This is a genomic window from Flagellimonas sp. (genome assembly GCF_965233845.1).
GTDB lineage: Bacteria > Bacteroidota > Bacteroidia > Flavobacteriales > Flavobacteriaceae > Flagellimonas.
Genome location: NZ_OZ247584.1, coordinates 228,970 through 244,267, shown reverse-complemented (window position 1 = coordinate 244,267; position 15,298 = coordinate 228,970). Strand labels below are relative to the sequence as shown.

At 44.1% G+C, this 15,298-nt stretch carries 7 protein-coding genes; all 7 read right to left on the bottom strand.

What is annotated here, in order from left to right:
- Positions 1-12: 12 nt before the first annotated feature.
- Positions 13-7,110 (bottom strand): cell surface protein SprA, encoded by a 7,098-nt coding sequence (sprA, locus tag ACO6S0_RS01075; RefSeq protein WP_422350202.1) that lies wholly within the window; start codon positions 7,108-7,110, stop codon positions 13-15.
- Positions 7,111-7,136: 26 nt separating this feature from the next.
- Positions 7,137-7,718: a Holliday junction branch migration protein RuvA gene (gene ruvA / locus ACO6S0_RS01070; protein WP_422350201.1), complete on the bottom strand. Its 582-nt coding sequence runs from the start codon at positions 7,716-7,718 to the stop codon at positions 7,137-7,139.
- 95 nt (positions 7,719-7,813) lie between these two features.
- Entirely contained in the window at positions 7,814-10,114 is a 2,301-nt protein-coding gene (locus ACO6S0_RS01065; protein ID WP_422350200.1) for an NADP-dependent malic enzyme, read from the bottom strand.
- A 104-nt stretch (positions 10,115-10,218) separates the two neighbouring features.
- The gene (locus ACO6S0_RS01060; protein ID WP_422351859.1) at positions 10,219-11,877 is read right to left on the bottom strand and encodes an MFS transporter; all 1,659 of its coding nucleotides are present in this window, start codon (positions 11,875-11,877) and stop codon (positions 10,219-10,221) included.
- Between the two features lie 147 nt (positions 11,878-12,024).
- A complete protein-coding gene (gene queG / locus ACO6S0_RS01055; RefSeq protein WP_422350199.1) occupies positions 12,025-12,942 on the bottom strand; it encodes a tRNA epoxyqueuosine(34) reductase QueG in 918 nt (305 codons plus the stop codon).
- Positions 12,942-14,270 (bottom strand): cytochrome P450, encoded by a 1,329-nt coding sequence (locus ACO6S0_RS01050; RefSeq protein WP_422350198.1) that lies wholly within the window; start codon positions 14,268-14,270, stop codon positions 12,942-12,944. The genes queG and ACO6S0_RS01050 overlap by 1 nt, the downstream gene beginning before the upstream one ends.
- Positions 14,267-15,292, bottom strand: coding sequence for a Holliday junction branch migration DNA helicase RuvB (gene ruvB, locus ACO6S0_RS01045; RefSeq protein ID WP_422350197.1), 1,026 nt, complete (start codon positions 15,290-15,292; stop codon positions 14,267-14,269). Before ruvB ends, ACO6S0_RS01050 begins: the two co-directional genes overlap by 4 nt.
- Positions 15,293-15,298: the final 6 nt, after the last annotated feature.

Sequence of the window (15,298 nt, the reverse complement as noted above, 5' to 3'; positions counted from 1 at the left end):
TTCCGATATATTTTAGTTCCCGAAATTGTACCTAAGCGTGAATCCTGCGTTGATGGTAGTCTGTGGGAATGCCGTGGAAACCGCAAACTTAGAGAAGGAATGATCGTAGAAGAACAGGGCATTTAAACTTTTGCTTAATGCATAATCCGCGGTAAACTTTAGAGAAGCCAATTTCTGGCCCGAAGTAATTTGGTTGTTATCAATATCAAGATTTCTGATAATGGTAATATTGTCCCTCAAGGACAGATCCGCTTTTAGGTTCAAATCACCCTTAAGTCGGGTTCTTTCACCCCCAATATTGGTTACAAATTTTACATCTTTGAATCGGTACCCCAATCCCAAGGTATATTCCTTTCCATTGATCTCTGTCATCAAATTGTTGTCAAAGCTCAAGGTCAATACCCTGTCCGTACGTACTTCGGCCAAGAAACTAAAGGAGTTTTTCATCTCAAAATCCATGCGGATCAACGGATTAAACTGATCTGTCAATACCACATTGTTGATAATATTTTCAGGTAATAGGTCTTCGGTCTCAGGATCAAACTGCCCGTTTTGGCGTTCCAAATTACTCTGGATGGAATTGACGCTATAAGACGCCCTATAGCCATGGCTCAATGAGAATCGCTTGAATTTCTTCTTGAACCAACGGTTTTTCATCAAACCTGTGTATTTGATGTTCCAATTGGGGATGGGAATTTCGCGATAGGTATCCAAATTCACCCGGTTTACATCCTGACCAGTATAGGCTGCAAAGAAGGCAGGCAACAAGACTTCTTGCTGCGTTTTTCCATAACGTTGCGGGAAGCCATCATCATCCAAAGGCCCTGGGGTTTGTCCCCTGTCCGAAACCAGTCTATTGGCAATGGTAATACGATTGGCCTTGAACTGCTCAAAGGTTTTGGAATCAAACTCGTCACTTTTATTGAAAATGGTTCCGATCATGATGGTGGAAATACTGAAATTTCCCAACTCATTGATCAGCCCATCCTGTTGATTGATCCATTCTTCCGGACTATAGTTTTCCTGTGAGCTACTGGTCAACAATCGATCAGCAGTCAAATCTATGGTCAGATCCTGGGTTGGTTGGGCCGTGGCCGTAATGTTCAGTTGACGGTTGGTGTTTCGCATGTACTGCGAATTAAATTCAGGGAATGTGGTCAACCATCCATTTCGTGCTGCCTCGTACCGCACGTCAGATTGACTTCCGAAAACAAAGCCCAAACTAGGTCTTGCAGTTCCAATGAATCCAATGGACTGGGTATACCCAGGCAATACCGTTCCGCTATTTCTGCTGTAATTTACATTCACCCGTTTCACCATGGTCAACACATCCACCAAGGTATTGAAACCTTTACTGGTCTTCTTAATAGGTTTTTCATCCGTTCCCGAAGCTGGGTTTCCTGCTTTGTCCCTACGCTGACGTGCTTGGGCTGCGGTGACTTTGCCATCCCGCTTTTTCAATCCCAAGTAGTCGTAAAAACGCTGCATGGTCAAATTAGCGGTTAAATTATGGGTGCTGGCATTTTGAACGGTGTTAATGTTTTCACCAGCCACCTCAAGCAGGGCATCCCCGCCTCGTTGCCAATCAAAATTGCTAGTGTAGCTGTATTGGGCGTTGACAAAATCCAAAAACGGAATCTTAGCTGTGGGGAGGTCATAGTTCAACTGCATATTCTGCTGATGACGATTGGGTTCCCCAATATCAAAAAATCCATCCCATAGATCAAGGGCTTCGTTGATTCCTGAATCCGGGTCTGCATCCACATTAAAATAATTGCGGACAATATTGTTATTGGAAGCGGTCAGATTCAATCGTAAAGACTTGCTGATACTATAGTTTAAAGTGTACTGCCAATTGAAAAGGTAATTACGCTGTTGTAACAAGGGCAATTCCAAGGCATCCACTCCAGGTTCCAACACATCCCTAAAACGTTGCTGGTTAAATGAGCGATTGTAATTGGCATTTACCGAAAGACTGGTAGGTAGCAAATTAAAATTCAAATCCTTGAGCCACTGCCAATATTTGCCCGTCAACAAAGAATCGTTTTTGGCGAAAGGCGCCACCGGTGCTGGCTTAAAATTGTGGTTATATACAAATCCTGTGGTGACATTCTGATCACGCAGGTCAGCCACTTCAAAATCCCGATGGTTGGTTTCGTTATAGGAGTAGTTAAAGGTAAAGTTCTCAACATCAAAGAAATTCTCCTTCGCCTCGGCACCGCGATTTTTTCGAACTCCGATCAAGTTTATACTCCTTCTTTTGGTATAGTCTTCAGCTTGTTCCTTAATGCTTTCTGCCTCTTCTGCTGTAGTTGCGGCGGCAATTCTGTCATCCAATTTAAGATCGTCGTATACAGGATCAAATTCCGGGGTGATCAAGGTTTCTGATATTCCATAGTTGAACGGAACCTGGATGCCCCATTTTTTAGGGAGCAATTGGCCCACGTTCACATTGGTGACCACATCATAGGAAATGGCGTCCTCCCTAGATCGCTCGTTAGGCATTTGATCTATTGAACCAAAGCCAGAAGTACTTTTGCTTCCTGTTGCCGTAACATTGGCAAAGTCGGCCATATTGGCGTCCATAGCGGCTATGGCAGCCCAACCTCCATTGTTATCCAAACCAGCCAAACGCAGTTCGTTGAACCAAACTTCTCCTCGTGCAGGCAAGTCATCAATATTTTTGACCCCTACCATCATCCCCCTTATACTTCCCAAAGATGGATTACCTCGGATACCAATTCGTAACCTTCCCAATGTTCTAGGGGCAAATTCATCTACTGGAACAGCTTCGCCATCCACAATTTCATAATAGTTGATTTGATTTAGGGTCTGTTCAGCAATGCCTCTCGACTTCACCTTGTTCAAATCACTCAGGGCAACGTTGATTTGGTTTACATCGGGCCAAATCTCATCTGCGGAGGTCACATTAAAGGATGTAAACTGAAGCGGGAGTTCTATCTGATAGAAGTTTTCCGAAAAGTCCGTTCCAATCCGTAGGAAACCAACAAGGGGTGTATCGTCATCCGAATAATCCCCATTTAAAATCTTTTCGGCGTGCATGAACATCTTGATTCGCTCATACTGCCTTACATCAATGTTGACATTTTTAAACACCCCCCTGGAATCCTGGGATTCCAAATTCTCCACCACAAATGAAAGTGATTGCTCATTTTGGCGAATGATGGTGTTATTGTTGTTCAACTGCTCCCGAACAACGCCCGGAGGCAACACATAAGGAATGGGTTGACGTCCAAAATTCTCTTCAATATTAACGGTATTCACATCCGTTACGGTACCATCATCCGAAGGATCGTTATCAATATCGGGCTGCAAGGAATTTGTATAGGTTCTCCAATCTCCCCTTACCAAATCCAAGGTGGCAAAACGCAAGACCATGTCATCCTGAAAACCGGTCATATACATCCGCATAAAACTAATCGAACGGAAATCCGTGATTCCCCCAACTGCTTCTGTAAAATCGCTCAAAGGAATTTTATACTGAATCCATCTTCGGTTCAATTGGGTTCCATTGGGAAGGTCTGGTGTAAGTCCCTCCCTGATATCGGTAACATATTGATCATTGATATCGGTGTTTGGCCTAATTTGGATGCGATACTCGTAATAACTGTTTACCGTGTTCATGGTAAGGTCACGGTCTATATCCTCTACATCGGGCAAGGTGGTGGAACCTCTATTGGTGTTGGTCACGGCCACTGGCGAGTTGCCATCTGGGTTATTAAAGTCAAAATAACGTTCCAAAATGCCACCCTCACGGTTCAAATAGTATTGATAGTTATCCAAAGCAGGGTCTTCACTGGGGCCATTGTATATGGCAGCTTCCTCGGCATCATTCAAACCATCAAAACCAACATCCTGTAAAGTTCGATTGCTTTCATCGGCATCAAAGGCATAGACCAGAGATTGGGTGGAAGGTACCTGTCCCCAGATAGTGGCTCGAGGAATTTCGTTATTGGTGCTTGCCGGCAATCCGTTTTCATATTGCTTGCGGCCATCCTTTAAAATATCTTCTGAAATATTCCCGAGATTGATGACCAGCTCTCCAGAATTGGCTGGGTTGGCTTGCCCGCCTATATAGGGATCCAATACCCAAAACTGGACAAATTCCACGTTGGATTGCTCAAAATTGGTACTGCTTAATGGGCGCATAATACCCGCCCATTTATCCTGGGGGGTCTCTGCGGCAAAATTGGGATTCGCGTTATACGGTCCTTTATCGTTGGGATAATAGACCATATCCAAGGTTCCTTGTACCTGGGTCTGTCCTTGGGCTATATCGGTTTCCGTAAAGACTTCATTGATAAAAACCCTACGGGTTTCGTTCAGGGAAATATCATTATCGGAAATTCCAGAAGGTCTTTGGTTGGTATAGAATATGGGATCAATGGTATACCAAGCCATTTTTGCCCGTTCATATCCCACATCAATATCCGTTCTGTCCTGCAAGAATTCCACAGGTGGACTGGCCAAGGACCAACCCAAGCTGGAACGGATGTCGATAAGGGCCTGTGCCCCTTCAAAGTCATCCAAATAAGTCGTTGTTTCACCTTGAAAATCAGCATTTTTAGGTGAATTTGGCTTTAAAAAGGCCACTTCTCCCCGTAGCGATAGGTTGGAAGGCACATCGGTGTCAATATTGGGCAATTTGTTGGCCAACCGGGTCAAGAAGGGCAACTCTGTACTGAAGTTTCCGTTCAAACCAAAAATGGTATTGTTGACTGGCTCCACCCCAAAGTTGGATTTTTGGGTCAGGGGCCTTTCATTCAGATTGAGAATGGTTCCGCCCAAAACAAACTTGTCATTGAACTTGTGCTCCACGTTCACCCCGGTAAATCTTCGGGTCTGCTGCCCAAACACCGCATTGTTCTCCACCGAAATGTTGATGGGGGTGTTGGAGGCTGCCAAGCTGGGGTCCAAAATCTGAACCGTACCTGCCTGGTAATTCACGGTGTAATCAATGCCTTCTTGAAGTTGTCTCCCTCCTGCCGTGACCCGTACAGAACCTCTTGGCACGTTAAAGGCTCCTATGGGAATACCATTGTTTCCTTCGGATTTGTATCGCCCCTTGATTTGGAAACGGTTCTTTTCGGCATCCTGTAAGGAAGCTGCCTTGGTTTTGGCATACATATTACGGAACACATACCGTTGCTGATTGGGATTGTATCCCTGATCGTTTTCAACATCATACGTCCCCCCGCCCAGTTGGTTGAACAAGAATTCCCCAAAAGGCTCCACCTTGGTAAAGATGATACGTCCACTTTGCGTGTCCACGGTAATTCCCGGGACGTAATCAAAGAAACCATCCCCACCGGGCTGCACATCGTTGTAGATGTTCAATCGGTCTAGGTTGAAGACATCGATCAATATTCTTTCCTCCAACCCAGTAGGCCATCCTTGGTTGGGATCGACCGGGGTAATGTAATTTCGTGGTGTAGGATCTGAATACAGGATATTCAATTTAAAATCTTCCTGACTCAACTGAAAAGCTCCTGTGGCATAGATGTTTTTCATCATCAAATCCCAGATGGGATCATCCACATTGGTGATGTTACTCTTGAGCAATTTCAAGATGAGCGTATTGTTTTCTATAATGGGATTTACTCCTCCGGACACCGTTGTAGCATCTACTCCGCCATTGGCAAATTCCCCTACTTGATATACTTGGTCCCCTATAGTGTATTGGAAGGCCACCCCAAGCACCTCATCATTGCTCAATCTTTGGTTTAGGGAGATATACCCTAGTTGGGTATCGAATTGATAATCCCTCCCCTGCTCCAATTTTCTGGCATTTTCAAGAATGGCATAATCAAATCCTTGGTTTACTTGATATCCGGGAACATTGAATCCTTGTTCCACGGTAGCAATATCCCTAATGGATTCCGTAAGCGCTCCGGTTCCAATTTGGTTGGGGTCAAAATCGTTGGCACCGTTTTGTGGAGGTACATCATTGCCAAAAACATTGAAAAAGCCCGCAGGTGCACCGCCCGCTATCCCAATTCTGGTTTTGGGGTTTCCGTTTTGGCCCAACTCTGCTTCTCCCAAATCCTGAATGGCAACAACGTTACGTACATTCAAGGTTTGTTGGTTTCGGTTGGTGACCCATACCTCCAAACGGGTAATCTGTACTTCGCTCCTAATAAAAGGATAGTTGGACAAGGCGCGATCGTAGTTATCCCTAAAGTACTGGGCCAAGAAGAAGTGCTTATCCTCGTCATAATCCAAAGCGGTGAGGGAAAATTCGTTGAGTGTTCCCCCTCCTTGGGCCACTACGGTATTGTTTTGGGAACGCTGTTCGGAGAAAACGGCAGTAACCGTAGTTTTTCCAAATTGCAGTTGCGTCTTAACACCAAATAGACTTTGGGCACCGGTAATCAACGAACTGTTGAGTGGCATGTTCACATTTCCTATCTCAATCTTTTTCAGGATGTCATCCTCGGTGGGCGTATAATCCAGTTTTACCAGATTTTGGAAATCGAAGGTAGCCTCTGTATCATAGTTAGCAGTGACTTGAAGCCGTTCCCCCACTTTACCCAAAAGACTTAAGCTGATACGCTGGTCGAAATCGAAGGACAAATTGGTCCGGTTTCTTGGAGAAAGGGCCGGATTGTCATTTTTCTGCCATAAGATTCCCAAATCCATGGCAACAGAACCTTGCGGAATGACTTCTATAGTATTTCCTCCAAAAATGGACTCAAAAAAGCTGCTGTTCACATAAAAATTGGGCAAAAGGTTCTTACGCGCTTCCTCGCTTCCTTCTTTTTTCCCTGTAAAGGCATCTATTTTTTCCTTGAAATAGGATTTCATCTGCTCCTTTCGGACCAAATCGAAATATTGGTCGGGAGTCAAAATAATGGGATGGGTGATATCAAAATCCCCAATGCTTTCCGTATAAATGTATCGGTCCAGTTTGGGGTCGTAGGTGTATTTTGCAATAATACTATTGGGGTTTTCCAATATCAACTTACCAAGGGCAACACCTGTTTTAACAGAGTCCTGTACCTGCTCGGTAGTTTCCTGGCCCATTACGGTAGTGGCCATCAGAAAACATATATAAAAGAAAAAGTACTTAAATCTCAGCGATTTAAGCATCGGTTTTGCCCCTCTTTTCAAACTAGTTACAAATTTTTCAGCGCCAGTTTAATAATGTCCTCAACGCTTAGTGCAGGGTCTTGGGCCAGTACCTTGTCCACAACCTTTTCAGATTGTCTTCTAACGAAACCAAGAACCTCTAAAGCAGATAACGCTTCTTCTTTGCTAGTATTGTTTGATTGAAGGGAAACTTCGCCCATATCATAGACTTTTAAAATCTTGTCTTTAAGATCTAAAATTACCCGTTGGGCAGTTTTGGCTCCTATCCCCTTGATTGCCTGTATGGAAGGGACATCCCCGTTGGCAATGGCATCCCTAACCTGGGTCGGGGATAAAGAAGACAACATGGTTCGTGCGGTGCTCGATCCAATACCTGAAACTGAAATTAAAAGTCTAAAAATCTCGCGTTCTGCCTTCTCCACAAATCCAAACAGGGTATGGGAATCCTCCTTAACCTGCAAATGGGTAAAAAGTCTGATGTTTTCCTCATCCTTTAAAAGTGAAAAAGTGTGCAGGGATATGTTCAAAAAATAACCAACCCCATTGCATTCAATAATTACATAGGTGGGATTTTTTTCGACCAGTTTTCCGGATAGATGGGTAATCATGTTTGGAGTTTTGGATTATTGGTTATTGGTTATTGGTTATTGGTTATTGGTTATTGGTTATTGGTTATTGGTTATTGGTTATTGAAACATAAGGTTTAATCTTCCCCTTGCATATGGGCCATTCTTCGTTTTTCTCGCTCTTGGGCATCAATTACGGCAACTGCTGCCATGTTTACCATTTCATCCACACTGGCACCCAATTGTAAAATATGGGCCGATCTGCGCAGACCTACCATAATTGGTCCAATGGATTCTGCATTATGCAATCCCTTTAAAAGTTTGTACGTAATGTTTGCCGAATCCAAATTGGGAAAAATCAAGGTATTCACTTTTTTTCCTGCCAATTTGGAAAATGGGAAATTGTTATGGCATAAATCCTGATCCAACGCAAAATCGGTTTGGATTTCCCCATCGACCACCAAATCTGGGTTACGCTCATGCAAGATGCGCACTGCCTCTCTTACTTTTCGGGCATTGGGGTGGCTGGATGATCCATAATTGGCATAAGACAACAATGCCATCACCGGGTTAAATCCAAAAGTACCGGCAACATTGGCGGTCATTTGGGCAATTTCTGCCAATTCTTCGGCATTGGGATCTATGTTAATGGAGGTATCCGCCAAAAACAAGGGCCCACGATCCGTGATCATAATATTGACCGTTGATGCATTAGTAACCCCTTTGGCCCTGCCCAACACCTCAAAAACGGGCTTCAACACCTTGGGATACGATCTGGAATACCCTGAAATCATTCCGTCAGCATCGCCTTCCAGCAGCATCATGGCGCCAAAATAATTTCGCTTCCCCATATTGATTCGGGCACTGTATTGGGTTTCACCTTTCCTTTTCCGGGATTCCCACAGCTTCATGGCATATCGGGTTCTCACCTCCTTGGTCTCTTCCGATCTAGGGTCGATTATTTCCACCTCAGCATCAAAATCCAATTCTTTTTTGAGTCCTTCAATGATTTCCCTATTCCCCAAAAGAATGGGTATTGCTATGCCTTCCTCATGAACAATCTGTGCTGCTTTCATCACATCCAGGAGCTCTGCTTCGGCAAAAACAATCCGCTTGGGATTCATCCGTGCCCTATTATGCATTAACCGCACTACTTTATTGTCGTTCCCTGACCTTTGGTACAGTTCCTCCACATATTTTTTCCAATCCTGAATGGGTGCTTTTGCCACCCCACTTTCCATGGCCGCCTTGGCCACTGCGGGTGGAATTTTGGTAATCAGACGGGGGTCAAAAGGTTTGGGAATGATATATTCCTTACCAAAGGCCAATCTTGTGGTGTCATAAGCTATGTTGACCTGTTCCGGAACGGGTTCCCGGGTCAAATCGGCCAAAGCCCGGACCGCTGCCATTTTCATTTCTTCATTAATCTTGGTGGCCCTAACATCCAAAGCGCCCCTAAAAATAAATGGAAACCCTAGTACGTTGTTCACCTGATTGGGATGGTCAGACCTTCCGGTAGCCATAATAACGTCCTTCCTCGTTTTACAGGCAAGGCCATATTCAATTTCCGGATTCGGATTGGCCATTGCAAAAACTATGGGGTCCTTGGCCATGGACAACAGCATTTCTGGAGTCATTATATTGGCAATTGACAGTCCAATAAACACATCCGCATCTTTCACTGCTTCTTGCAATGTATCTATTTTCCGATCTGAAGCGAATTCCATTTTTTCCTGGGAAAGGTTTTCCCGATCCTTTCGGATAACGCCTTTACTGTCCAGCATTACAATGTTCTCTGCCTTGGCCCCGAATGCCTTGTACAACCGGGTACAGGAAACGGCCGCAGCCCCGGCTCCACTGACCACGATCTTCACTTTCTCGATTTTCTTTTGGGCTATTTCCAGCGCATTGATCAATGCGGCGGCAGAGATAATGGCTGTTCCGTGTTGATCATCGTGCATCACCGGAATGTCCAGTTCCTCTTTTAGACGTCTTTCTATCTCGAAAGCTTCCGGAGCTTTAATATCCTCCAAGTTTATCCCACCAAAAGTTGGTGCGATGGTCTTGACGGTCTCTATGAATTTATCAACATCAGTGGTGTCCAATTCAATGTCCATTCCGTCGATATCAGCAAAAATCTTGAAGAGCAAACTTTTCCCTTCCATCACAGGTTTGGATGCTTCGGGGCCAATATTCCCCAGACCTAAAACAGCTGTTCCATTGGAAATTACGGCTACGATGTTACCTTTGGCTGTATAGCGATAGACGTCCTCCTTGTTCTTTTCAATTTCCAAACAGGGTTCCGCCACACCTGGAGAATATGCCAAGGCCAGATCGCGCTGGGTGGCATAGGGTTTGGTGGGAACTATTTTTATCTTACCGGGCTGGGGTTTGGCATGGTACAATAATGCCTCCCGTCGTTGTTTCTCTTTACTCATACCTAAAGTTTGAAGGGGTAAATTTATGGCATTCCAGTAGATAATAAGTCAAAAATGCAACTTACCCTTTAGATGTTCCAATAAATACCTTTATGGTAATTCCATTATGGGGTATTCACCTCCTCATTTTTGGAAATATTCAACCGCATGGCCAAGACTCCTGCAATAACAAAAAATATACCTCCAAATAGAATGGCATTTACGGCATCATTGTCCAATACGTTCTTAATGATTGGGCCAAAAGAAACGGTTTGAATAAGCATGGGGATTACAATCATCATGTTCACAATGCCCATATATACTCCCCGGCGTTCTTCAGGAATCACTTTGGAAACCATTGCATAAGGAATTCCCATCATTGCTGCCCAACCAATTCCAAATAGCACCATAGGGGCCAATAGTAACCACTGATCGTTAATGTAGGGCATGCTCAGCATGGCAATGCCCGTTAGGAACAAGCAAAAAACATAAACCAATTTAGAGCCTATTTTGGAAGCAATGGGCACAAGGGCCAAAGCTACCAACATAGTCACTAGATTATACGTCCCGTTCATTAAACCGGTTTGGGCCAATGCCTGTTCTGCCAGGGCTTGTACATTCTGTGCAAACGCCATATCCTCCGTGCTTAAAACAGCACCTTCCCTACAAGCTTCGGTGAGGGCCTCAAACTTTTCGTTGTCGGCATTGGTAATTCCGTATAAACTGTTTCGCAGCATAGGTGTGATAAACTGCCAATAGACAAAAAGTGCATACCATTGGAAAAAATATACCGCGGAAAGCTTCCATAAAAATTTGGGCATTTCGCCAATTGCATCGGCGGCCTCAACAAAGGGATTTAGAACATCCCCCAATTTTTTTATACTGGGTTTATCCGGATTCCTTTTAATAATCTTATAAAGTGCAAAAAGCCATAAAAAAGCAAAAAAGAGTACAATAATCACCCAAACATTGATATCCTCATATAGGACTGGAGCCATTTCGCCCAAGACAAATCCCAAGGCCATTGGTACAGAGAAAATCACCAATAAAACGCTAAAAATTTGAATTACCGGGGATGGTTTGCCCGCATTAAATTCCCTAATTTCTTTTAACTCCTCATCAGAAGGTGGTATTTCAGGCGTTTTCCAAACCGACCATAACACTGTTCCAATGGATGCTATGGCTCCAAGGAAAAAGGAATAGTACACCCATTTTGGAATACTGTTAGCAGCTTCAACACCGGTACTACACAAATCGGCAGTTTCTGTAGGTACGCTAAACCAATCCTGAAAAAGGAACAGTGAAAAATTGGCCAATGTGATTCCAGCACCCACAAACAAACTTTGCATTTGGTATCCAAAAGTCAATTGCTCATCTGGAAGTTTGTCCCCTACAAAAGCCCTATAGGGTTCCATGGCCGTGTTGTTACCCGCATCCAGAATCCAGAGTAACCCTACAGCAAACCAAAGTTCTGGGCTGAAGGGAAATGCAAAAAGGCACAAACTGGCCAAAATAGCTCCAATTAAAAAGAATGGCTTTCTCCGGCCTCCCCATTTTGGCGACCACGTTCTATCTGAGATGGCTCCGATAATGGGTTGAATCAGTAAACCGGTTACAGGACCTGCCAAATTCAACAACGGTAACTCTTCATGATGCGCACCCAAAAAAGAGAATATTGGATTTACCGCAGTTTGCTGCAAACCAAAACTGAACTGGATTCCAAAAAATCCCACATTCATATTCCAAATTTGCCAAAAACTCAATCGGGGTTTTGTGATCTTCATCATATCTGAGGGAGATTTAATCCAAGGCCAGGTATCGCCTATTGTCTTTAAGTTCCTTCAATATAGTGTTTTCCATAGAGGATTTATAAAATAACACTACTGAAATCGAGATATCGGCAACGAAAACGTTTGAAATTTTGCAATTCCCTATTTCAGAAATTTAATATTTCGGGTCAACCCTTGGAATTTGGTTCTTTTTACCGCCGATTTTTTGAACACTTTTTTAAAAACCTCTTCTGTGATCTCTTCCCAGTCCTTCCGTTCCATGATCAATAATTCCGGATGCGGGTTGAATAAAGGTTCCTGGTGTGGTTTGGAGAATCGGTTCCAAGGACATACGTCCTGGCATACATCACAACCAAACATCCAGTCGTCAAACTGCCCCTTGTACTCGGTTGGAATCTCATTTTTGAGCTCGATAGTGAAATAGGAAATACACTTACTACCATCTACCACATAGGGCTCCACAATAGCCTCAGTTGGGCAGGCATCAATACAAGCCGTACAGGTACCACAATGGTCAGTGGTTGGAGCATCGTACTCCAAATCCAAATCAATGATCAACTCGGCAATAAAATAAAAAGACCCCATTTGTTGGGTCAGTAAATTGCTGTGCTTGCCTATCCATCCCAGGCCACTTTTGGCTGCCCAAGCCTTGTCCAAAACGGGGGCCGAATCCACAAAGGCCCTGCCATGGACATCCCCAATCTCTTCCTGGATAAATTGTAAAAGGGATTTTAGTTTATCCTTGATCACAAAGTGATAGTCCGTTCCATAGGCGTATTTGGAAATCTTGTATGTATCCTCTATTTGATGTTGTTCCGGAAAATAGTTCAACAACAATGAAACCACAGATTTGGAACCTTCCACCAATTTGGTGGGATCCAAACGCTTATCAAAATGGTTCTCCATGTATTGCATCTCCCCATGCATGCCCTGCTTGAGCCATTTCTCAAGACGTGGAGCTTCCTCTTCCAGAAAAACGGCTTTGGAGATACCACAAGACAAAAAACCGAGGCGTTTGGCCTCTGCTTTGATTCGTCTAGTGTTTTCAGCGGCTCCCATTAGCTATTCCTTCTTTCAAAATTCACTTGGATATCCAATGGCTTTAAGGTAATCAAAGGGTTTATTTCAACCTTTTCCATTTTGGTGGACAATTTGAAGTTTTTTACGATTTCTCCCACGGTAAGAATCATTTCATAGGTGGCCATGGCATTGCCAATGCACATTCTTGGTCCAGCTCCAAAGGGATAAAAGTAGTTACCATACTCTTTACTGTCCAGCCCTACAAATCGGTCCACTTGATATTCATAGGGACTTTCCCAAAATGATGGGTGTCGATGCAATTCGAAAATGGAAAGTAGGATCATACCTCCTTTTTTTATTTCAATCCCATTGAGGTCCGTGTTTTCTGTGGCCACCCTATCCATAAAATAAGCTGGTGGGTACAGCCGCATGGCTTCTTTAATGCTTGAAGATGTCAGGGGCAGCTTGGCAAAGTCTTGCCACTCCAATTGCGTTTTGCCCAAATTGGTAATCTCGTCCAATATTTTTTCCTGTGCCAATTGATTCTTTGCCAAAAAATACAACGTAAAAGAAAGGGCACTGGCTGTGGTTTCATATCCTGCCGTAAACAAGATCATCAATTCATCCAATAGTTGCTTTCTGGGCATGTGCGTCCCATCTTCGTAAGTGGCCTTCAGGAGCATGTCCAACAAATCATCCCTGTCCACATTTTGAGCCAGTCTATTTTCCACCAGGCCATTAAGAATATCCCGAGCGCGATCACTGAACCCTATATGTTTGCCGATTTCTCCTGTGAGACGATACCACCATCTGAAATAGGGTCTTCGCATTTCGGTCACCAACATGTTCTGATTGGCTTCGGTGATTTGTTTTAGCTCCGCCATGGGCTGCCTAATATCATTATGACTGAACAAGGTCTTTGCCACTACTTGAAAAGCCAAGTCCCCCATTAACGGGATAACATTGACGTCTGAGCCAGGCTCAATTCTATCCAACTCTTCCTGAATGGCAGATCTCATAATTCCAATAAGTCCTTTCAGTTTTTTCTGATGAAAGGCCGGTTGGATCATTCGTCTATGGGTTCGCCAATGCTCCCCGTTTGAAGTCAACAATCCCTGCCCAATATATTTGGCCAGGTCTCTCGTCTGCAACTTTGATTTTTCAAAGCTTCTGTGCTTTTTCTGAAGTACTTGCTTCACCAATTCTGGATCCCGGGTAAAGATTACCCCTCCTTCGGCGGGGATGGACACGCTAAAAGTATCTCCCAATTTCTTAAAATTCCTGTGATGGAAATTCAGCGGGTTTTTCTGGATGGTACGTCGGTTGGCAAAAACCTTAAAAGTGGAAATGGAAGGTACCTTCTTCATTCAAAAAGACCGCTTTGGGTTCCTCCTTTGATCTTCCCCAAGTGTTTATAGGCCAATTCCGTGACTTCCCTACCCCTTGGGGTTCGCATAATAAAACCCTGTTGAATGAGAAATGGCTCATAGACCTCTTCAATAGTCTCCGCACTTTCCGAAACCGCGGTGGCCAAAGTGGTTATACCAACGGGGCCTCCTTTGAATTTATCAATAATGGTAGAAAGGATTTTATTGTCCATCTCGTCCAAGCCATGGGCATCCACATTCAGGGCTTTCAATCCAAATTTGGAAATATCCATATCAATGTTTCCGTTCCCTTTGATTTGGGCAAAATCCCTCACCCTCCTCAAAAGGGCATTGCAAATTCTGGGTGTTCCCCTGCTTCTTCCGGCAATTTCAATGGCTGCATCGTTGGTAATGGGAACTTTAAGAATATCTGCACTTCGCTGCACAATGGTAGAGAGCAGTTCGGTGTGATAATACTGCAATCGGCTTTGAATACCAAAACGCGCTCGCATAGGAGCCGTCAACAGGCCTGAACGGGTGGTAGCTCCCACAAGGGTAAACGGGCTTAAATTGATCTGTACCGTTCTGGCATTGGGGCCCGTTTCAATCATAATATCAATTTTGTAGTCCTCCATGGCCGAATACAGATATTCTTCCACAATTGGGCTCAGGCGATGGATCTCATCTATAAACAATACGTCTCGCTCCTCCAGATTGGTCAACAGTCCAGCCAAATCTCCTGGTTTGTCCAAAACGGGTCCGGAGGTAACCTTGATTCCCACTCCCAATTCGTTGGCCAAAATATGGGCCAAGGTGGTCTTGCCCAATCCGGGTGGACCATGAAACAAGGTATGGTCCAATGCCTCACCCCTAAGGTTTGCAGCCTGCACAAAGACCTTAAGGTTCTCCAGCACCTGCTCCTGACCGGTAAAATCGTCAAAGGTAATAGGTCTCAAAGCCCTTTCAATATCCAGCTCTTCCTGGGAAAAATTTTCCGATGTTGGATCCAGGTTTTCGTTCATAGGGTA